The following is a 20,736-nucleotide window of genomic DNA, read 5'->3' as shown; positions in this document are numbered from 1 at the left end:
CGGCGGACCGTGGCACGCCTGCCCGCACTCCGGGCGGCGGCTGCGTCAATAGAGGGGCAGCGTGCGCACGCGGACACGACAGCCGAGGATATCCGCAACATGTCCGGGCTGGCGTCGAGATCGGGGCTCTCCTTGCAATCGCTCGAACCGGCCGCGGCTGGCGGAGCAGGTCTCGCAACATTCCGCACGCTCAAGCTCGTTGCGCGGGGCGGCTTTGCCGAGCTGCATGGCTTTCTCGCCGGGCTGGGCGCGGCACCCGGGTTTGCCGTGCCGGTCGACATTGCGATCAGGCGTGCCAGCGGAGAGGGTCTCTCGATTGCCGCGACCCTGCAGGTCTTCGACCGCCTGCCCGCGTTGCTGCTAGCCGATGGGGTCGCCGGGAACGACGGCCCGACATTCGACCCATTTTCGGACCGCTTTGCGGCAAGGACGAGCGAAGGCAGGCGGCTGGCGGGCATCATGCTGGACCGCAAGGCTATCGTCGCGCTGATCGAAACGCCCGAGGGCACTCAGGCCGTGACGGCGGGACAGTCGTTCGGGAACGGTCGCGTCGAACGTATTGCGCCTTCGCACGTGGTTCTGTCCTCCGGCGGAGCGAGCGAGACGCTGGGCTGGACGGAGGAGGCCGAATGAGGCACCTTCGCGCGGTCCTCGCAACTTTGGCCGGTTTCAGCGCTATGTCTGGTGCGGCCCTTGCGATTCCACCGCCCCTGCCGGAACCGGGAGCCGCCGCGCAAGCGGTCGTGCGGCAGTCGGTGCCGCCGCTACCCGAAGGCGCCGGTACGGACGAAATAACGGGCTGGGCTGCGAATCCGTTTGCAGGCGCGGCAGGTGGCGAACCTGCCGGCAGCGAGGATTCCAATCCCGATGCGAAGCAGGCCAGCGGAGCGAACGGTGCGGCTGACGATTTGCATGCCGGCCCCGGGCCGAGCGGTACGCCCGCCGGCGAATCGCTCGAAGGCCCGCCGGTCCCGCTACGCGCTCCGCAGCGGCTGAGCGATCCGGCTTCGAAATCCGACGGTTTGCCGCCCAATCGCCCGATCACGCTGAATTTCCAGCACGCGGAGCTTGCCGCCGTGCTCCATGCATTCGCGGAGTTCACGAAGCTCAATATTGTGGCGAGTGAGCGCGTGCGCGGCCAGGTGACGCTGCGGCTCGAACAGGTGCCGTGGCGCGTGGCCTTCGATCTGCTGCTGGAGGTGAATGGCCTCGCGATGGAGCGTGCGGGCGACGTGATCTGGGTGGCTCCTGCGGCCGAACTGGCGGCGCGCGAGCGGCAACGCTTCGAAGCGCATGCGCGGGCCGCCGAGCTGGAACCGTTGGCGAGCCGCGCATTCGAACTGCACTACGCGCGAGCCGAAGACGTCCAGCGCCTCCTGAGCGGCTCGGGCACGCAGCGCGCGTTGTCCAAACGCGGCGCGGCCGTGGCCGACGCGCGCACGAATTTGCTCTTCGTGACCGATCTGCCGGCGCGCCTCGACCAGATCGCCGATCTGATCGATCTGCTCGACGCGCCGGCGCGGCAGGTGCTGATCGAGGCGCGCATCGTCGAGGGCGACGAGGGGTTGTCGCACGAACTCGGCGTGCGGCTCGGCGTGACACCGGTTCAGGGTGACGGCGCCGCGCGCGGCGTGCAGGGCGGCAAGGACGGCGTGGTCTTCGACCTGGCCGCAGGGCCGCTGGCGGGCTTCGATGCCGCGCAGGCCGGCATTTCGCTGCTCGCCGCCCACGCCACGCGCCTGCTCGACGTTCAGTTGAGCGCCATCGAGGCCGAGGGGCGCGGACGCGTGGTGTCGAGCCCGCGCGTCGTCACCGCCGACCGCACGCGGGCCGTCGTCGAACAGGGGACCGAACTGCCCTACCAGGCGAAGGTCGGGCAGGGCGTATCGGGCGTGCAGTTTCGCCGCGCCAGCCTGAAACTGGAGGTCGAGCCGCAGATCACACCCGATGGCCATGTGATCCTGGACCTCGACGTCGCCAAGGACAGCGTCGGCGAGCAGACCGCCGCGGGGCCGGCGATCAACACCAAGCACGTGCGGACGCGGGTCGAGATCGAGGACGGCGGAACAGTGTCGATAGGGGGTATCGACGCGTCCGACGATCGCGACGATGTGACGCGTGTGCCGCTCCTGGGCAAAATACCCCTTTTGGGCGCGCTTTTTTCGCATCGGGCGCACCGCGATCAGCGCAGCGAACTGGTGGTGTTCATTACACCGCGCGTCGTCGGAGCGAATTGACCCCTGATTTTCGCTTCGACGGCAGGCAGGCGTCGAAGCGCGGGCCGCAGGCTCGACAACCCCGCCGCTTTGCCAGTAAGCTGCGGCACCAACCTAAACAGGAAACGCTGCAAGTGCGGGACGCAAACGCCAATGTTTTTTTCGTAGGGCTCATGGGCGCCGGCAAGACGACCGTGGGCCGGGCGGTCGCGCGCCGGCTGGAGCGTGAGTTTTTCGACTCCGACCATGAGATCGAGGCCCGCACGGGCGCTCGCATTCCCGTGATCTTCGAGCTGGAAGGCGAGTCGGGCTTTCGCGAGCGCGAGGCCCACGTGATCGACGAGCTGACTGGCCGCGAGGGCATCGTCCTCGCGACCGGCGGCGGTGCCGTGCTGCGGCCCGAGAACCGCCTCGCGCTCAAGGAGCGCGGCTTTGTCGTCTATCTGCGCGCGAATCCGCACGATCTGTGGCTGCGCACGCGGCGCGACAAGAATCGCCCGCTCTTGCAGACCGAAGACCCGAAGGCGCGTCTGGAAGCGCTCTACGAGGTGCGCGACCCGCTCTACCGCGAGATCGCCGACTTCGTCATCGAAACCGGCCGGCCTTCCGTCAACGGGCTCGTCAACATGGTGCTGATGCAGCTCGACATGGCCGGCGTCGCGCGAACCCCGGCGCGCTGAAGGCGCGTCAGTCATAATGGCCAGCATGATTACCGTCAACGTCGAACTGGGCGACCGCGCCTACCCCATCCACATCGGCACGGGCCTCCTCGGCCAGACCGAACTGTTTGCGCCGCATATCGCCGGCCAGTCGGTGACGATCGTCACGAACACCGTCGTCGATCCGCTTTACGGCGAAGCCCTGCGCGCGGCCCTTGCGCCGCTCGGCAAGGACGTCCGCACGGTCGTGCTGCCCGATGGCGAGGCGTACAAGAACTGGGAAACCCTGAACCAGATCTTCGATGCGCTCCTCACCGCGCGTGCGGATCGCAAGACCACGCTGATCGCCCTCGGCGGCGGCGTGACCGGCGACATGACCGGTTTTGCGGCGGCCTGCTATATGCGCGGTGTGCCGTTCATCCAGGTGCCGACTACGCTACTGTCGCAGGTCGACTCGTCGGTCGGCGGCAAGACGGGGATCAATCATCCGCTCGGCAAGAACATGATCGGCGCGTTTTACCAGCCGCAGGCCGTGATCGCCGATATCGGCGTGCTGCGCACGCTGCCCGAGCGCGAGCTGGCGGCCGGCATTGCCGAGGTGATCAAGACCGGCGCCATCGCCGACGCGGCGTTTTTCGGCTGGATCGAAGCCAACGTCGAGGCGCTCAACCGCTGCGACCCGCAGGCGCTCGCGCACGCCGTCAAGCGCTCCTGCGAGATCAAGGCGTCCGTGGTGGCCGCCGACGAACGCGAAGGCGGCCTGCGCGCGATCCTCAATTTCGGCCACACGTTCGGCCACGCCATCGAAGCGGGACTGGGTTACGGCGAGTGGCTGCACGGCGAGGCGGTCGGTTGCGGCATGGTGATGGCGGCCGATCTTTCGGTGCGGCTCGGCCATCTGGACGAGGCTTCGCGCGAGCGGCTCGTGCAGGTCGTGGCGGCCGCGAAGCTGCCGGTGCGCGCGCCGGCGCTCGGCGCCAGTCGCTATGTCGAGCTGATGCAGGTCGACAAGAAGGCCGAAGGCGGTGCGATCAAATTCATCTTGCTGAATCGCTTCGGCGACACGCTGATCACCCTCGCGCCGGACGAAGCCGTTCAGGCCACGCTTGCCGTCACGACGAAGGATTGAGCGCCGCCGGCCCACATACCTTGCGGAGGAACCGGTGAGCGATAGTCGCAGTGCAGTTTCAGCAGGCCAGCCGGGCGCGGTTCCCGGCGTTGGCGCATCGTCCTTTGCAGCCTCGCTCGAGGCCGTGCTCGCGCCGTACGCGGCACATGCCTCCCGGTCGCGCGGGCGACGCCACCCGGAGCCACTGCCCGCAGCGCGCAGCGAATTTCAGCGCGACCGCGACCGTATCGTCCACTCCACGGCGTTCCGGCGGCTCGAATACAAGACCCAGGTGTTCGTGAACCACGAGGGCGATCTCTTTCGCACGCGGCTCACGCACAGCCTCGAAGTGGCGCAGATCGCGCGTTCGGTCGCGCGCAACCTGCGCGTGAACGAGGATCTCGTCGAAGCGATCTCGCTCGCGCACGATCTTGGCCATACGCCTTTCGGTCATGCTGGCCAGGACGCGCTCAACGACTGCATGCGCGAGCACGGCGGCTTCGAGCACAATCTGCAAAGCCTCGCCGTGGTGGACGAGCTCGAGGAGTACTATGGCGCTTTCAATGGCCTCAATCTCTGTTTCGAGACGCGCGAAGGCATCCTTAAACACTGCTCGCGCGAGAATGCGCGGCGGCTTGGCGACCTGGGCGAACGCTTCCTGCTCGGGCGTCAGCCGTCGATCGAGGCGCAGATCGCGAATATCGCGGACGAGATCGCCTACAACAATCACGACGTGGACGATGGCCTGCGTTCGGGCCTGATCACCATCGAGCAACTGGCCGAAGTCGAACTCTGGCGGACGCACTACGAAGCCGCCCGCGCCGAGTTTCCCCAGATCGAGGGCCGCCGGCTGATTCACGAGACGGTACGCCGCATCATCAATACGCTGATCGTCGATCTGATCGAAGAAACCAGCCGGAATCTGGCGAAGCACGCCCCGCAGTCGATTGACGAGGTGCGCAGCGCGCCGCCGCTCGTGGCGCACAGCGCGGCCGTGGCGGCCCAGGCGGCGACGCTCAAGCGGTTCCTCTACCGCAATCTGTACCGGCACTACCGCGTGATGCGCATGGCGAACAAGGCACAGCGGGTCGTGACGGGCCTGTTCGCCGCGTTCACGGAGGATCCGCGCCTCCTGCCGCCCGCCTACCAGTCGCCCGATCCGTCGGCGCAGCCGCGCCTGATCGCGCACTATATCGCCGGCATGACCGATCGTTACGCGTTGAAGGAATACCGCCGCCTTTTCGTCGTCGACGACGACGTCTGATTGCGGCTTGCCAATGCACCCGGGAGCCCACGGAATGAGAGCCTGGCCGTATCCGCGCGTCTGCGCACACCGCGGCGGCGGCACGCTCGCACCGGAGAACACGCTGGCGGCCCTGCGCACGGGTGCCCGCTACGGGCACACGATGGTCGAGTTCGACGCGAAGCTCTCGGCCGACGACGTCGTCTTCCTGCTCCACGACGACACCGTCGAGCGCACGTCGAACGGCCACGGCGCGGCGGCGCGGCTGCGCTACGACGAACTGGCCGCGTTCGACGCCGGCAGTTGGCGCGATGCGCGTTTTGCGGATGAGCGCATGCCGACGCTCGCGCAGGTGGCCGCGTGCTGCCGCGAAGAGGGCCTTGCAGCCAACGTGGAAATCAAGCCGTGCCCGCACCGGGACGTGGAGACGGGATGCCTCGTCGCGCAGGAGGCCGCGCGGCTGTGGCGCGGCGAGACACCGGCGCCGCTGTTGTCGTCGTTTTCATTCGAGGCGCTCGCGATGGCTCGCGAGGCTGCGCCCGAACTGCCGCGCGGACTGCTGTTCGAGCACGTGCCGGCGGATTGGCGCGAGCAGACGGCCGATCTCGAATGCGTATCGCTGCATGCGAGCCATCGCTACCTGGACGAGGCGCTGGTCGCACGTATCAAGTCGGCCGGGCTACGCCTGCTCGTCTATACGGTGAACGATCTCGAGCGCGCCCGTCTGCTGGTGCGCTGGGGTGTCGACACGATCTGCACCGACCGCATCGACCTGATCGGGCCACACGCCCTCGACGGCTGAACGGGCGCGCAGCCGGCGAGCCTTCTTGTCGCGCCGTCGCCGGTCATGGATGTTTCAGCGGCTGCGCGCGATCAGTGCGCCGGCGATCAGCGCGACGCCGCCCACAATGGCGATGGCCTGCCAGGGGTTGGTGCGGACGTAGTCGTCGGCCTGGGCAAAGGCCTCGTCCGCGCGCTCGCGCGTTGCCGCGCGCGCCGCTTCGAGGCGCTCGCGCGCTACGTCGAGGCGTTTCCTCAGATCCGCGCGCAGCTCGGCGGCGTCGGCCTGGGTACCCTCGCCGAGGGACTTTTCGAGTTCGGCCAGCAGTTCGCGCAGTTCGTCGGCGATATCGGCTGCGGCACTGCGCCCGCGGCGCGCAATGCGTCGCGCACGGTGACCTGTCCTCGTCCAGGATTCCCCGAGGGCGTCTCGCGTGTTGGGAAATGCGCTCATGAATGGCTCCGTGGTTGAAAAGCAAAGATGACGTTCGTTTCGCCCCCGAAAATCGGGCGCCATGAGGCAGAGTATTGCGCAAATCCGGTACCCGGCACCCGAAGGTGTACAAGGCAGCTTGCCGTGGCGGCCCGCCGGACGGGGCTTTGCGGCCGGACGCCGCATTAGGTGATTACGGGGACAGCACGGTTTTTCCCAGAGGCATAGAATCAGGGAAAGCCTGCTTGTGTGTGGTGAAGACCGGATGCGGGAAGGTGGGGATGCCGCCCGCCGCCGGGGGCCGCGAGGGCTGGCGGAGGGCGGTGAACCGGGCGGTAGCCCGGCGCGGCAGTTAGAACATGTAACCGACCTTCAGGTAAGTGACGATCGGATTCAGGTGGATCTTGGCTTCCGCGCGTTGCGACAGGACACCGACCTGTGTTTGCTTTTGCGTGTCGAGGGTGGCGGTCACGTTGATCGGAATGTAGGACACCGAGAAGCCCGCGAACCAGTGCTTGGTGAAGTTGTAGTTGAAGCCCGCGTTAAACACCGGCGCCCAGGAACGATCTGTCGAAACGCTGGTCGGACCCCCAAGGGCCGCGCTCTGTTCGAAGGCGCCGTTGGTGATGTGGTCGTCGGTAAACCAGGCGTAGGTCACGCCGATGCCGGCATACGGGCGGAACTTGGCGTCGGGCTTGTTGAAGTAGTACTTGAAGAGGAGCGCCGGGCTCCAGAGCTTCGCCGAACCCAGCTTGCCGTACGGGCTCAGTTCGCCTTCGCCGTTCAGATCGAAGGTCGGCGGGATGCCCAGCTCGAGTTCCGTGGAGATGTGGTCGGTGATGAAGTAGCCGAAGCTGAGGCCGAGCGTATCGGCCGAACCGACTCCGGCACCGGTGCCCGGGAACGACATGTTGACTGGAGAACCGCCAACGCTGTCGATTTTGAGGGGGTCACTGCCGTCCTGAGGGGCGAAGTGGAACCACCCTGTCGTAACGTAGAACGTGTTGGCTGATTGAGCGTGTGCTGCCGAAAAACTGGCGAGCGCGGCGATACCTGCCAGCGCCTGTTTTAATTTCATATATGTGCTCCTCCATAAAAGGCCCGCTCATTATGAACACAACGTTTGCAACAAACCATACGCCACGGTTAGAGGCTTCTCCCTAAGCGCCGCGACGTTTCCGCTTCAAGCCGTATGCCTTGCGCACCGAGCGCTGGCGCGGCCTGGCGGGTCTGCGGGTATTCACCAACGGACTAATGGAAAATCGAGCATGGCACGGCTTGCACGTCTATATGTACCCGATCAGCCGCAGCACGTGATCCTGCGCGGACTCGACCAGCAGCCCGCATTCGTCGACGACCAGGACTACGAGCTTTTCATCGATTGCCTGAAGGCGGCGGCGCGCGATCATCATCTGGCGGTTCACGCATGGGTGCTGATGCCCGGCGCGGTGCAACTGCTCGCCACCCCTTCCGACGAGGCGAGCCTGCCGAAGGCCATGCAGGCCGTCGGCAGGCGCTACGTGGCGCACTTCAACCGCCGCTATGCGCGGCGCGGCACGCTGTGGGAAGGTCGTTACCGGGCCACGGTGATCGAGGCCGAGCGGTTCTTCCTGCTCGCGAGCCGGGTGGTCGAACTGGCGCCGGCGCGCGGTCATCTCGTCGCGGTACCCGAGGACTACCGGTGGTCGAGCTACCGGCATCACATCGGGCTCACCGTCGACAGTCTCATCACCGACCATCCGCTGTACTGGGCGCTCGGCAACACGCCGTTCGAGCGTCAGCGCGCCTACCGCGAACTGTGCGAGCAGCCGCTGGACGAGCGCGAGACCTCGCAACTGATGCAGGCCACTCTCAAAGGCTGGGTGCTCGGCAGCGAGAGCTGGCGCGATTGGGCCTCGCGCTCGGCGAACCGCCGCGTCTCGCCGCTGCCGCGCGGCCGGCCGCGCAAGGTGCGCGAGGCGCCTTCGCCGGCGGCCGCTGGTTCATCAGGGTCAAATCAACCGGGCGCTACGCCGCCCTCATCCACGAACTCGCCTGGCGGACACGGTAGTGGTCAGCCGACAACACATCCGGCGGGTCATCCGGGTAGCCAGCCGGCCGGTTCGGAGGGGCATGCGCCCGGTTCGTCCCCAACGGGGAGCACCGCGCCGGCCAGTTCGCCGTCCACGCACGAGGAGCGAAAGCCGGGCACTGGCACGCATTGATCTTTTTTAAATCAATGGTTTACTCAGAAAGGCGGCATCTTTCGATGCCGCTTTCTTTTGCCCGCTTTTGATAAGTCCCCAATAAAAAGTTGTGCGGATGCACCATCTTGATAATTGGGGTTATATCATGCACTTTTATTTGCATGCCCTTGATTCGTCGCGTATATTCGCCTTTCGGCTCTCCTTGGCGCACAACGCGGGAAGCCCGCATCGCCCGCGCAACGCCGTACAGCGGTCGCGCAAGCGGCGGGAACAAAAAAGTACGGAATCAACGGCCAGCCCTGGCCATTCTTGGACGGTCCCCATGAACGATCACCTGCAGCGCGCCGCGGTGCCCGCCGCGCAAGGTCTGTATGACCCGCAAAACGAACACGACGCATGCGGCGTCGGCTTCGTCGCCCATATCAAGGGCAAGAAGAGCCACGAAATCATTCAGCAAGGCTTGAAGATTCTCGAGAACCTCGATCACCGGGGCGCCGTGGGCGCCGATCCGCTGATGGGCGACGGCGCGGGCATCCTGATCCAGATTCCGGACGCCTTCTATCGCGAGGAAATGGCCAAGCAGGGCGTGACGCTGCCGCCGAATGGCGAGTACGGCGTCGGCATGATTTTCCTGCCGAAGGAACACGCCTCGCGCCTCGCCTGCGAACAGGAACTCGAGCGCACGGTGCGCGCCGAGGGCCAGGTCGTGCTCGGCTGGCGCGACGTGCCGGTCGACCACGCCATGCCGATCTCGCCCACTGTGAAGGCGAGCGAGCCGCTGATCCGCCAGATCTTCATCGGCCGCGGCAAGGACGTAATGGTTACGGACGCGCTCGAGCGCAAGCTGTACGTGATCCGCAAGACCGCGAGCCACCGCATCCAGGCGCTCAAGCTCAAGCACGGCAAGGAATACTTCGTGCCGTCGTGCTCGGCGCGCACGGTCGTCTACAAGGGTCTGCTGCTGGCGGGCCAAGTGGGCGTGTACTACCGCGACCTGCAGGACGAGCGCGTCGTCTCGGCGCTCGCGCTCGTGCACCAGCGCTTCTCGACGAACACGTTCCCGGCGTGGGAGCTGGCTCACCCGTACCGCATGATCGCCCACAACGGTGAGATCAACACCGTGAAGGGCAACGTGAACTGGCTGAACGCCCGTACCGGCGCGATCGCCTCGCACGTGCTTGGCGACGATCTGCCGAAGCTCTGGCCGCTGATCTACCCGGGCCAGTCGGACACGGCGTCGTTCGACAACTGCCTCGAACTGCTGGTGATGGCGGGTTATCCGCTCGTCCACGCGATGATGATGATGATCCCGGAAGCTTGGGAACAGCACACGCTGATGGACGAGAACCGCAAGGCGTTCTACGAGTACCACGCCGCGATGATGGAGCCGTGGGACGGCCCCGCCGCGATCGCCTTCACCGACGGCCGCCAGATCGGCGCGACGCTCGACCGTAACGGTCTGCGTCCGGCGCGCTATGTCGTCACCGACGACGACCTCGTCATCATGGCCTCGGAAGCCGGCACGCTGCCGATCCCCGAATCGAAGATCGTCAAGAAGTGGCGCCTGCAGCCGGGCAAGATGTTCCTGATCGACATGGAGCACGGCCGCATCATCGACGACAAGGAACTGAAGGACAACCTCGCCAACGCCAAGCCCTACAAGAGCTGGATCGACGCCGTGCGCATCAAGCTCGACGAGATCGAGCCGAAGGCGGAAGACGTCGCGACCGCGCGTGCCGAAGCCGCCGTGCTGCTCGACCGTCAGCAAGCGTTTGGCTACACGCAGGAAGACCTCAAGTTCCTGATGGCGCCGATGGCGATGTCGGGTGAAGAGGCCGTCGGCTCGATGGGCAACGACTCGCCGCTGGCGGTCATGTCCAACAAGAACAAGACGCTCTTCAACTACTTCAAGCAGTTGTTCGCGCAGGTCACGAACCCGCCGATCGACCCGATCCGCGAAAACATGGTGATGTCGCTCGTGTCGTTCATCGGCCCGAAGCCGAACCTGCTCGACACGAACAACATCAACCCGCCGATGCGTCTCGAAGTGTCGCAGCCGGTGCTCGACTTCAAGGACATCGCGAAGATCCGCGCGATCGAGCAGTACACGGGCGGCAAGTTCAGCTCCTACGAACTGAACATCTGCTACCCGGTGGCCTGGGGCAAGGAAGGCATCGAGGCGCGCCTCGCGTCGCTGTGCGCGGAAGCGGTGGATGCGGTCAAGTCGGGCTACAACATCCTGATCGTCTCGGACCGCCGCGCGGATCGCGACAACGTCGCGATCCCGGCGCTGCTCGCCACTTCGGCGATCCATTCGCACCTCGTCGAGCACGGTCTGCGCACGAGTACGGGTCTCGTCGTGGAAACGGGCTCGGCGCGCGAAACGCACCACTTCGCGCTGCTCGCGGGCTTCGGCGCGGAAGCCGTGCACCCGTACCTCGCTATGGAAACGCTCGCACAGATGGCGCAGGGCCTCAAGGGCGATCTGTCGCCGGAGAAGGCCGTCTACAACTTCACCAAGGCGGTGGGCAAGGGCCTGCTCAAGGTGATGTCGAAGATGGGCATCTCCACGTACATGTCGTACACGGGCGCGCAGATTTTCGAAGCGGTCGGTCTTGCCGACGACCTCGTGCAGAAGTACTTCAAGGGCACGGCTTCGAAGGTGGGTGGCATCGGCCTGTTCGAAGTGGCGGAAGAAGCGATCCGTCTGCATCACGACGCATTCGGCGACAACCCGGTTCTCGCGAACATGCTCGACGCGGGCGGCGAGTATGCCTACCGCGTGCGTGGCGAAGACCACATGTGGACACCCGACGCGATCGCCAAGCTCCAGCACTCGGCGCGCAGCAATTCGTACCAGACATACAAGGAATACGCGCACCTGATCAACGATCAGACGAAGCGCCACATGACCTTCCGCGGCCTCTTCGAGTTCCGCATCGACCCGGCGCGCGCGATCTCGATCGACGACGTCGAGCCGGCCAAGGAAATCGTGAAGCGCTTCGCCACGGGCGCGATGTCGCTCGGCTCGATCAGCACGGAAGCGCACGCCACGCTGGCGGTCGCGATGAACCGCATCGGCGGCAAGTCGAACACGGGCGAAGGCGGCGAAGACGAGAAGCGCTACCGGAACGAGTTGCGCGGTATTCCGATCAAGAACGGCGACACGATGCAGTCGATCATCGGGCCGGAAGTCGTGAAGGACATCCCGCTGAAGGATGGCGACTCGCTGCGTTCGAAGATCAAGCAGGTCGCGTCGGGCCGCTTCGGCGTGTCGGCGGAGTATCTGTCGTCGGCGGACCAGATCCAGATCAAGATGGCGCAGGGCGCGAAGCCGGGCGAAGGCGGCCAGTTGCCGGGCCACAAGGTGTCGGAGTACATCGGCAAGCTGCGTTATTCGGTGCCGGGCGTGGGCCTCATCTCGCCGCCGCCGCACCACGACATCTACTCGATCGAAGATCTGGCGCAGCTCATTCACGATCTGAAGAACGTGAACCCAGTGTCGTCGATCTCGGTGAAGCTGGTGTCGGAAGTGGGCGTGGGCACGGTGGCCGCGGGTGTCGCGAAGGCGAAGGCCGATCACGTCGTGATCGCCGGCCATGATGGCGGTACGGGCGCCTCGCCGCTCTCGTCGCTCAAGCACGCCGGCACGCCGTGGGAACTCGGCCTCGCCGAAACCCAGCAAACGCTCGTGCTGAACCAGTTGCGCGGCCGCATTCGCGTGCAGGCCGACGGCCAGATGAAGACGGGCCGCGACGTGGTGATCGGCGCGCTGCTCGGCGCGGACGAATTCGGCTTCGCGACGGCGCCGCTCGTCGTCCAGGGCTGCATCATGATGCGCAAGTGCCACCTGAACACCTGCCCGGTCGGCGTCGCGACGCAAGATCCGGTGCTGCGCGCGAAGTTCTCGGGCCAGCCCGAGCACGTCGTCAACTTCTTCTTCTTCATCGCCGAGGAAGTGCGCGAAATCATGGCGCAACTGGGCATCCGCAAGTTCGACGACCTGGTCGGTCGCGCGGATCTGCTCGATACGCGCAAGGGCGTCGAGCACTGGAAGGCGAAGGGCCTCGACTTCTCGCGCGTGTTCTATCAGCCGCAAGTTGGCGAGGAAGTCGCACGCAAGCACGTCGACACCCAGGACCACGGTCTCGACCGCGCGCTCGATCACACGCTGATCGAGAAGGCAAAGGCCGCGATCGAAACGGGCGAGCACGTCTCGTTCATCCAGCCGGTGCGCAACGTGAACCGCACGGTGGGCGCGATGCTCTCGGGCATGATCGCCAAGAAGTACGGCCACAACGGTCTGGACGACGACGCGATCCATATCCAGTTGAAGGGCACGGCGGGCCAGAGTTTCGGCGCGTTCCTCGCACGCGGCATTACGCTCGACCTCGTGGGCGACGGCAACGACTATGTCGGCAAGGGCCTCTCGGGCGGCCGCATCATCATCCGTCCGACCAACGACTTCCGCGGCAAGTCCGAAGAAAACATCATCTGCGGCAACACGGTGATGTACGGCGCGCTCGAAGGCGAAGCCTTCCTGCGCGGCGTGGCGGGCGAGCGCTTCGCGGTGCGTAACTCGGGCGCAACGGCGATTGTCGAAGGCACGGGCGACCACGGCTGCGAATACATGACGGGCGGCACGGTGGTCGTGCTCGGCGAGACGGGCCGCAACTTCGCGGCCGGCATGTCGGGCGGCGTGGCCTACGTCTACGATCCGGACGGCATGTTCGCCGGCAAGTGCAACCGCGCGATGGTCGCGCTCGATCCGGTGCTGCAGCAGGCCGAACAGGAACGCACCGTGGACCGCGCGCTGTGGCACGCGGGCCAGACCGACGAAGCGCTGCTCAAGGGACTCGTCGAGCGTCACTTCCAGTTCACCGGCTCGCCGCGTGCGAAGGTGCTGCTCGAGAACTGGGACGCGTCGCGCCGTCAGTTCGTGAAGGTGTTCCCCACGGAATACAAGCGCGCGCTGGGCGAGATCGGCGCGAAGAAGGCGAACCAGGAAGTGCTGGCCGCCTGAAGCCGCGACACCACGACGTACAGACGAAGGAGCGCTTGCCGCTGCGCGTGAAGCGCGCGGCGGCAGGCGCCGACCCCCTCACCGAATACATGGATGGACGAGAGCCAAATGGGTAAGGCAACCGGTTTTCTCGAATACGAGCGCCAGCATGAGGCGTACGAAGCACCGCTCACGCGCGTGAAGCATTACAAGGAGTTCGTTTCGGCACTTGCCGACTCGGACGCGAAGATCCAGGGCGCGCGCTGCATGGACTGCGGCATTCCGTTCTGCAACAACGGCTGCCCGGTGAACAACATCATCCCCGACTTCAACGACCTGGTGTTCCGCCAGGACTGGAAGTCGGCGATCGACGTGCTGCACTCGACCAACAACTTCCCCGAGTTCACGGGCCGCATCTGCCCGGCGCCGTGCGAAGCGGCGTGCACGCTCGGCATCAACGACGATCCCGTCGGCATCAAGTCGATCGAGCACGCGATCATCGACAAGGCCTGGGCCGAAGGCTGGGTCGCACCGCAGATCGCGAAGCACAAGACCGGCAAGAAGGTGGCCGTGGTGGGTTCGGGCCCCGCGGGTCTCGCCGCCGCGCAGCAGCTCGCGCGCGCCGGGCACGACGTGACGGTGTTCGAAAAGAACGACCGCATCGGCGGTCTCCTGCGCTACGGCATTCCCGACTTCAAGCTGGAGAAGTGGCTGATCGACCGCCGCATGCGCCAGATGGAAGCCGAAGGCGTGACGTTCCGCACCAATGTCTTCATTGGCAAGGGCGAACTGCCGGCATTTATCGGCAGCACGGCGAAGGAAACCATCACGCCGGACCAGTTGAAGGAGCAGTTCGACGCCGTGGTGATCGCGGGCGGTTCGGAAACGCCGCGCGACCTGCCGGTGCCTGGGCGCGAACTGCAGGGCATCTACTACGCGATGGAATTCCTGCCGCAGCAGAACAAGGTCAACGCGGGCGACAAGCTGGCCGATCAGCTCGTGGCGAAGGGCAAGCACGTCGTGGTGATCGGCGGCGGCGATACGGGCTCCGACTGCGTGGGGACGTCGAACCGCCATGGCGCGAAGAGCATCACGCAGTTCGAACTGCTGCCGCAGCCGCCCGAAGAGGAGAACAAGCCGCTCGTCTGGCCGTACTGGCCGATCAAGCTGCGCACCTCGTCGTCGCATGAGGAAGGCTGCTCGCGCGACTGGGCGGTGGCCACGAAGCGTCTGGAAGGCAAGAACGGCAAGATCGAAAAGCTCGTCGCCGCTCGCGTGGAGTGGAAGGACGGCAAGATGGTCGAAGTGCCCGGTTCGGAGTTCGAAATGAAGGCCGATCTCGTGCTGCTCGCCATGGGCTTCACGCAGCCGGTTTCGCCGGTGCTCGAAGCGTTCGGCGTCGACAAGGATGCGCGCGGCAATGTGCGTGCCTCGACCGAAGGCGAGAAGGCGTACTACACGTCGGTCGACAAGGTCTTCGCCGCCGGCGACATGCGCCGCGGCCAGTCGCTCGTCGTCTGGGCGATCCGCGAGGGCCGTCAATGCGCGCGCTCGGTTGACGCTTATTTGATGGGGCGCACGGAGCTGCCGCGATAAGGCACTCACTTCCGGCCGATATCGAAGCCGGGCACCCGGGAAGGGTGTCCGGCTTTTTTACGTTCTGGCGCGCGCACGTTACCATGACGCGATTGCCCGACCCACTTGACGGCCACCGATTATGTCCGAAGCCCGCGAGACCGATCAATGGCGGCGCTGCTTCGTCGCGCTCGCGCCCGATGCGGCGTCGCGCGACGCGCTAGCCGCGCTCGACGTGCCGCCCAACGTGCGGCGCGTGCCGTATGCGCAGTTGCATCTGACGGTGGCGTTCATCGGCGCGATGTCGTTCGATCAGGGCGAGATGCTCTCGCAGCGGCTGGCCGGGCAAGCGCTGCCGGTTCCGCCTGCGCCTGTGACGAAAATCGAATGCTGGCCCAGCCGCGCGCAGCCGCGGCTGATCGTGGCTGCGCTGGCGATGTCGGACGCGTTGACGGCGCTCGACTGGCGCGTGCGGTCCCTGATGGGCGAGGTGGGGTTGCCGCTCGATGCGCGCGCATTTCGCCCGCATGTGACGCTCGCACGGTTTGCGCGCGATGCGGCAGCGGGGCCCGCCGCGATGAACGGCGAAGCGCTGCCGCCATTGCGATTCGAGTCGCTCGTGCTGTATTCGAGTACGCTCGCCCGCCAGGGGGCGCGCTACGATGCGCTGGCCAGCGTGGCGCTGGCGTGAGGGGCAAGCAGGGTATTCGGGTGACGCGCCTCAGTGTCCGTTGCGCCGGTAGCGCGCCAGCGTGAGCCCATCGAGATCGATTTCGGGCGTGCGCTGCGTGACGAGATCGGCGACCACGCGCCCGGAGCCCATCGACATCGCCCAGCCTGTCGAACCATGCCCGACGTTGAGCCAGAGTCCCTCGACGCCGGAAGCGCCAAGCAGCGGCGCGCCGTCCGGCACCATGGGCCGCCGTCCGACCCAGAACTGCGCCGACGAGGGCGTGGCCGCATGCGGGAACCAGTCGTCGAGCACTTTCATGAGCGTTTGCAGCGCCTGTTCGCGCAGCGTCGCGCGATGGTCGCCCAGCTCCGCCGTGCCCGCGACGCGCAGATACGGGCCGAAGCGCGTGATCGCCGTCTTGAGCGATTCGTCCATGAGCGCGGCGCGCGGGGCTTTTTGCTCGTCGACGACGGGCAGCGTCGCCGAGTAGCCCTTCACGGGATAGAGGGGCACGCGCACGCCGAGCGGCGCCACGAGTGCTGCGCTCTCCACGCCCAGCGCGACGATCACCGCGTCGGCGGCGAGCGTTCGCGGCGCCGCGTCCGGCGCTTCGGGCGCGCTCGCGGACGGGCTCAGCACCTCGGCCGGCGCGCGGCGCTGCTCGCGGCGGTTGAGCTTGCCGCGGCCGGCGCGCACGCGCACGCCGCTCACCTTGCCGCCTTCGGCCTGCAGAGCCTCCGCTTCGGTATCGAGCAGAAAGCGCACGCCCCTGGCTTCGCACACGGCGCGCAGCTCGCGCGTGAAGCGCGCGCAGTCGCCCGCTTCGTCGTCGGGAAGGTAGATGCCCGCAACCGGCTTGATATGCGACCACGCGAGCCCCGGCTCGATCTGCGTGCATCCCGCGGCGTCGAGTTCGCGCCAGGCGATGCCCGCATCGCGCAGCACGTCGAGCGCTGGTTGCGCGAGTGCCAGGTCGTAGTCGCTGCGAAAGAGCTGCAAATAGCCCTGGCTGCGCCCGTATTCGAACGCATGCGTTTCGCGGAACGCGTGCAGGCAGGTGCGGCTGTAGCAGGCAATGCGCTGCATCCGCTGTTTATTCAGACGAAAGCGTTCGAGGTCGCATTCGCGCAGCCAGCGCGCGATCCAGCGCCATTGGGAGGGGGCGAGCGTGGGCCGGAAGATGAGCGGGGAAGTGGGCTTGAACAGATATTTGAGGAGCTTCGCGGGCATGCCGGGCGCCGCCCACGGCGTGACGTAGCCAGGCGCGATCACGCCCGCGTTGCCGAAGCTCGTGCCGAGCGCGACGCCGGGTTCGCGCTCGACGACCGTGACGTCGCAGCCCCGCTCGCTCAGATAATACGCAGTAGCGACGCCGATCACACCGGCGCCGAGGACGATCGTTTTCATGCCGGTCGACTCGGGTGGGACGGGAGGTATTGCAGCACGTTCGGACTCATCGTGCAGCGGATCGAGCAGCGAGCGCCTTGCCCTTCGTTTCGGGCAGGCAGAGAGCGGAGACGATCACCAGCAGATAGCCGGCGCCGGCCACGCCGCCGATCGCCTTCACGAGCGATATGGACTGCGCGAGCATGCCGACGAGAATCGGGAACAGCGAGCCGAGACCGCGCCCGAGGTTGTAGCAAAAGCCCTGACCGGAGCCGCGGATCGCATTCGGATAAAGCTCGGAGAGATAGGCGCCGATGCCCGCGAAGATCCCCTGCACCACGACGCCGAGCGGAAAGCCGAGCAGCAGCATGGCGCCATTGGTGATGGGCAGCATGGTGTAGGCCATGCCGAGCGCGAACGAGCCGAGCGCGAACAGGATGAACGAGGCGCGCCGGCCGATGCGGTCGCAGAGGATCGCGCCGACGATATAGCCCACAAACGAACCGACGATCAGCACGAACAGGTAGCCGCTCGTGTTGAACACGGAGAGATGGCGCACGGTTTTCAGGTACGTGGGCAGCCAGGTGGTGATGGCGTAGTAGCCGCCGAGCATGCCGGTGCAGAGCGCGCTGCCGAGCAGCGTGGTGGCGAGATGCGCGCGCGAGAAGATCTGCAGGAAATGCGCACGCGCGGCGCCGCTGTCACGCTCGCGCCGCGTTTGCACGAAGACGTCGGGGTCGCTCACGTTGCGGCGCACATAGAGGATCCAGAGCGCCGGCACGATGCCGATCCAGAAGCAGGCGCGCCAGGCGAGCGCCTCGGGCAGGGCGGCGAAGAAGGCCCAGTAGAGGATCGCGGCGGCTGCCCAGCCGAACGACCAGCTGCTCTGCAGGGTGCCCACCGCCTTGGCGCGGTGCTGCGGCGAGCGGATGGTCTCCGCCATCATGATCGTGACCACCGACCATTCGCCGCCGAAGCCGAAGCCCTGCAGCGTGCGCGTGGCGAGCAACTGCCAGAACGAGTTCGTGAATCCGGAGAGACAGGTGAAGATCGCGAACGTCGCAATCGTCCACTGCAGCACGCGCACGCGGCCGTAGCGGTCGGCCAGCACGCCCGCGAGCCAGCCGCCGAGCGCCGACGAGATCAGCGAGCTCGTCGCGATCATGCCGGCTTCGCTCTTGCTCATGCCCCAGGCGGCGATCAGCGTGGGGATCAGGAACGAGTAGATCATGAAATCGAACGCGTCGACGGCGTAGCCGCCGAAGCCGGCGTAGAGCGTTCGACGCTCGCGCCCGTTCAGTTCCGTGAACCACTGGAACGATCCCATCGCGTGTCTTCCCCCAATTGTTGTGTGCGCCACCATTTGTCATGCCGTATGCGGCATGAATGCTGGAGCGGGGGCTATTTTACGGCGCGACGGAACAGGCAGGCGAGCGTTTCGTTTGCATTTCCGTTAGCCAGGACGCGGTTGAAGGACTCGATGCCGGAGCGTCGGCGAGCGGTGCGACGCGCCCGCCGGCCCCAAGTTTAAGCGGCGATCCGCTCTTCGGGCATGCGCTCGATGTCGAGCGTCTCGTCGTGGAAGGCCGCAAGCGACTCGCGATGCGCGACGCTCACGATCGCCGCTTTCGGCAGACGCTCGTTGAAGAGCTTGTAGAGACGGCCTTCGTTGTCGGAATCGAGGGCGCTCGTCGCTTCGTCGAGGAACAGGTAGTCGGGCTTGTGCAGCAGCACGCGCGCACCGGCCAGCCGTTGCTGCTCGCCAGGCGAGAGCACGCGCGTCCAGTGCGCCGATTCGGCGAGGCGGTCCGCGTAGTCTTCGAGACGGCAGGCGCGCAGCGCCTCGCGGCAGTCTTCGTCGCTGTAGTCGTCGGCCGGCGACGGGTAGGTGAGCGCCGCCTTGAGCGTGCCGATCGGCAGATAGCTTTGCTGCGGGATGAACATCATGCGCGCGTCCACGGGCGCGTCGATCGAGCCTTCGCCGAACGGCCAGAGGCCCGCGAGCGCGCGCATCAGCGTGCTCTTGCCCGCACCCGAAGGGCCGCGCACGAGCCAGCGCGAGCCCGGCTTGATGGCGACGTCGCGGACTTCCGAAAGCGGCACGCCGTTAGGCAGGGCGAGCTTCAGGTGGTCGGTGGAGAGCACATTCGCGTCGACGAAGTGCAGGTTGATGCCGCCGTGCTCGGTGGCGGGCGAGACGGTTTCCTTCAGGCGCGGCGAGTGGACCACGCGCACGAATTCACGCAGACGGTTGACGGTGGCGCGCCAGTCGACCAGCGTCGAGTAACTGTTGATGAACCACGAGAACGAGTCGCTCACGGTGCCGAACGCCTGCGAGATCTGCATCAGCACGCCGAAGGTGAACGCTCCGGCGAAATAACGCGGCGCGGCGACGACGAGCGGGAAGATGATGGCGATCTGGCCGTAGAAGCTCAGCACGAAAGTGAGGCGCTTCGTGTACTTCATCACGCGCCACCAGTTGTCGCGGATGTGCTGGAAGAGGCCTTGCGCGCTGCCGCGCTCGGTGTCCATGCCGTCGTAGAAGGCGATCTGCTCGGCGTTTTCGCGCAGGCGGATGAGGCCGAAGCGGAAGTCCGCCTCCACTTTCTGCTGCTGGTAGTTGATCGACACGAGCGGATGGCCCACCTTCTGGATCACGATCGAACCGAGCACGGCGTAGAGCGCGGCGGCCCACACCATGTAGCCCGGAATCGCGAGCGGGTGGCCGCCCAGCGTGATCGAGAGTGCGCCCGCGAGCGTCCAGAGAATCGTCACGAAGGAGATCAACGTAACGACCGTGGAGAGCAGGTCCAGTGTGAGCGCGAGCGTACTGGTCGCGAACGACTGGAGGTCGTCGCTGATCCGCTGGTCCGGGTTGTCGGCCAGCCGGTCGCGCTCGATGCGATAGAACGCGCCCTTGCCGAGCCACTCGTCGAGAAAGCGCGTGGTGAGCCACTGGCGCCAGCGGAAGCCGAGCATCTGACGCAGATAGCGCCCGTACACCGCGAGGATGATGAAGGCGAACGCGAGCACCGTGAAGATCATCAGGAGGTGCGGGAACTGCTTGACGTCCTTGCCCTGCAGCGCGTTGTAGAAGTCGGCGTTCCAGCTGTTGAGCCGCACGTTGATCCACACGACCAGCAGGTTGATGACGACGATCGCGATGAGCAGCCCCCAGGCGATCCATCGCTCCTCGGACACCCAGTAGGGCTTGATCAGGCTCCAGGCCGTGATCTTTTCGGGCTGATCCGGCGTGGCGCGGGAAGAAAGGTTGGTCATGTGCGTCCTGATATAGACCCGGCCCGAGGCCGGAAAAGGCAAGCGTGCGGCGCGGCACGGCGGTGCCGGGATTCTGTCGCGAACCGCTTAAGCCGGGCTTAACCGCCGTTCAATCGACGTGTAAGCGCGCGGCCCATTGTCTCACCGGCGGCTGGTGGCGGGCGGAACCGGGCGTTGCGGGCATTGTGCCAGAGCG

General features: G+C 66.2%; 14 protein-coding genes and 1 pseudogene. 10 read left to right on the top strand and 5 right to left on the bottom strand.

The genetic code is table 11. The annotated features are described in order from the left end of the window. The first annotated feature begins 99 nt into the window (after nt 1-99). From V8683_RS22745 to ugpQ, 6 genes are all read left to right on the top strand, one after another. Nucleotides 100-633: a hypothetical protein gene (locus V8683_RS22745; protein WP_411188285.1), complete on the top strand. Its 534-nt coding sequence runs from the start codon at nt 100-102 to the stop codon at nt 631-633. 44 nt (nt 634-677) lie between these two features. After that, nucleotides 678-2,237: a type IV pilus secretin PilQ gene (locus tag V8683_RS22740; RefSeq protein WP_411188286.1), complete on the top strand. Its 1,560-nt coding sequence runs from the start codon at nt 678-680 to the stop codon at nt 2,235-2,237. A gap of 107 nt (nt 2,238-2,344) precedes the next feature. Further along, the gene (aroK, locus tag V8683_RS22735; RefSeq protein ID WP_027797319.1) at nt 2,345-2,896 is read left to right on the top strand and encodes a shikimate kinase AroK; all 552 of its coding nucleotides are present in this window, start codon (nt 2,345-2,347) and stop codon (nt 2,894-2,896) included. Nucleotides 2,897-2,921: 25 nt separating this feature from the next. Beyond that, nucleotides 2,922-4,004, top strand: coding sequence for a 3-dehydroquinate synthase (aroB, locus tag V8683_RS22730; protein ID WP_411190480.1), 1,083 nt, complete (start codon nt 2,922-2,924; stop codon nt 4,002-4,004). A 124-nt stretch (nt 4,005-4,128) separates the two neighbouring features. After that, nucleotides 4,129-5,247 carry a deoxyguanosinetriphosphate triphosphohydrolase gene (locus tag V8683_RS22725; RefSeq protein WP_411190481.1) on the top strand — a complete coding sequence of 373 codons (1,119 nt, stop codon included), beginning with the start codon at nt 4,129-4,131 and terminating at the stop codon, nt 5,245-5,247. Between the two features lie 34 nt (nt 5,248-5,281). Then, a complete protein-coding gene (gene ugpQ, locus V8683_RS22720; protein ID WP_411188287.1) occupies nt 5,282-6,028 on the top strand; it encodes a glycerophosphodiester phosphodiesterase in 747 nt (248 codons plus the stop codon). A gap of 54 nt (nt 6,029-6,082) precedes the next feature. On the opposite strand, the gene V8683_RS22715 is transcribed toward ugpQ, so the two are convergent. Together V8683_RS22715 and V8683_RS22710 are read right to left on the bottom strand one after the other, a co-directional pair. Then, nucleotides 6,083-6,460, bottom strand: a complete 378-nt coding sequence (locus tag V8683_RS22715; protein ID WP_411188288.1) for an ElaB/YgaM/YqjD family protein — start codon at nt 6,458-6,460, stop codon at nt 6,083-6,085. A 331-nt stretch (nt 6,461-6,791) separates the two neighbouring features. Beyond that, a complete protein-coding gene (locus tag V8683_RS22710; protein WP_411188289.1) occupies nt 6,792-7,517 on the bottom strand; it encodes an OmpW/AlkL family protein in 726 nt (241 codons plus the stop codon). 190 nt (nt 7,518-7,707) lie between these two features. Here V8683_RS22710 and V8683_RS22705 point away from each other — a divergent pair. From V8683_RS22705 to thpR, 4 genes and pseudogenes are all read left to right on the top strand, one after another. Continuing rightward, nucleotides 7,708-8,409, top strand: a pseudogene (locus V8683_RS22705) (transposase); the annotation flags it as partial. A gap of 538 nt (nt 8,410-8,947) precedes the next feature. Next, nucleotides 8,948-13,648 carry a glutamate synthase-related protein gene (locus V8683_RS22700; protein ID WP_411188290.1) on the top strand — a complete coding sequence of 1,567 codons (4,701 nt, stop codon included), beginning with the start codon at nt 8,948-8,950 and terminating at the stop codon, nt 13,646-13,648. A 108-nt stretch (nt 13,649-13,756) separates the two neighbouring features. Beyond that, a complete protein-coding gene (locus tag V8683_RS22695; RefSeq protein ID WP_411188291.1) occupies nt 13,757-15,223 on the top strand; it encodes a glutamate synthase subunit beta in 1,467 nt (488 codons plus the stop codon). Nucleotides 15,224-15,344: 121 nt separating this feature from the next. Beyond that, nucleotides 15,345-15,893: an RNA 2',3'-cyclic phosphodiesterase gene (thpR, locus tag V8683_RS22690; protein WP_411188292.1), complete on the top strand. Its 549-nt coding sequence runs from the start codon at nt 15,345-15,347 to the stop codon at nt 15,891-15,893. 30 nt (nt 15,894-15,923) lie between these two features. On the opposite strand, the gene V8683_RS22685 is transcribed toward thpR, so the two are convergent. From V8683_RS22685 to V8683_RS22675, 3 genes are all read right to left on the bottom strand, one after another. After that, nucleotides 15,924-17,282 carry a D-amino acid dehydrogenase gene (locus tag V8683_RS22685; protein ID WP_411188293.1) on the bottom strand — a complete coding sequence of 453 codons (1,359 nt, stop codon included), beginning with the start codon at nt 17,280-17,282 and terminating at the stop codon, nt 15,924-15,926. Nucleotides 17,283-17,328: 46 nt separating this feature from the next. After that, on the bottom strand, nt 17,329-18,588 hold the full coding sequence (locus V8683_RS22680; RefSeq protein WP_411188294.1) for an MFS transporter: 1,260 nt from the start codon (nt 18,586-18,588) through the stop codon (nt 17,329-17,331). 200 nt (nt 18,589-18,788) lie between these two features. Next, complete coding sequence (locus V8683_RS22675; protein ID WP_411188295.1) at nt 18,789-20,540, bottom strand: ABC transporter ATP-binding protein/permease; 1,752 nt, start codon at nt 20,538-20,540, stop codon at nt 18,789-18,791. Nucleotides 20,541-20,736 lie beyond the last annotated feature (196 nt).

This window comes from Paraburkholderia sp. AV2 (assembly GCF_054968425.1).
Note: the sequence above shows the minus strand (reverse complement) of the source record. Positions and strands in the feature narration are given on the sequence as shown.

Coding starts and splice junctions, on each gene's coding strand:
- thpR (WP_411188292.1), top strand. CDS start 15,345: ATGTCCGAAGCCCGCGAGACCGATCAATGGCGGCGCTGCTTCGTCGCG.
- V8683_RS22680 (WP_411188294.1), bottom strand. CDS start 18,588: ATGGGATCGTTCCAGTGGTTCACGGAACTGAACGGGCGCGAGCGTCGA.
- V8683_RS22685 (WP_411188293.1), bottom strand. CDS start 17,282: ATGAAAACGATCGTCCTCGGCGCCGGTGTGATCGGCGTCGCTACTGCG.
- V8683_RS22715 (WP_411188288.1), bottom strand. CDS start 6,460: ATGAGCGCATTTCCCAACACGCGAGACGCCCTCGGGGAATCCTGGACG.
- V8683_RS22740 (WP_411188286.1), top strand. CDS start 678: ATGTCTGGTGCGGCCCTTGCGATTCCACCGCCCCTGCCGGAACCGGGA.
- V8683_RS22675 (WP_411188295.1), bottom strand. CDS start 20,540: ATGACCAACCTTTCTTCCCGCGCCACGCCGGATCAGCCCGAAAAGATC.
- V8683_RS22710 (WP_411188289.1), bottom strand. CDS start 7,517: ATGAAATTAAAACAGGCGCTGGCAGGTATCGCCGCGCTCGCCAGTTTT.
- aroB (WP_411190480.1), top strand. CDS start 2,922: ATGATTACCGTCAACGTCGAACTGGGCGACCGCGCCTACCCCATCCAC.
- V8683_RS22700 (WP_411188290.1), top strand. CDS start 8,948: ATGAACGATCACCTGCAGCGCGCCGCGGTGCCCGCCGCGCAAGGTCTG.
- V8683_RS22695 (WP_411188291.1), top strand. CDS start 13,757: ATGGGTAAGGCAACCGGTTTTCTCGAATACGAGCGCCAGCATGAGGCG.
- ugpQ (WP_411188287.1), top strand. CDS start 5,282: ATGAGAGCCTGGCCGTATCCGCGCGTCTGCGCACACCGCGGCGGCGGC.
- V8683_RS22745 (WP_411188285.1), top strand. CDS start 100: ATGTCCGGGCTGGCGTCGAGATCGGGGCTCTCCTTGCAATCGCTCGAA.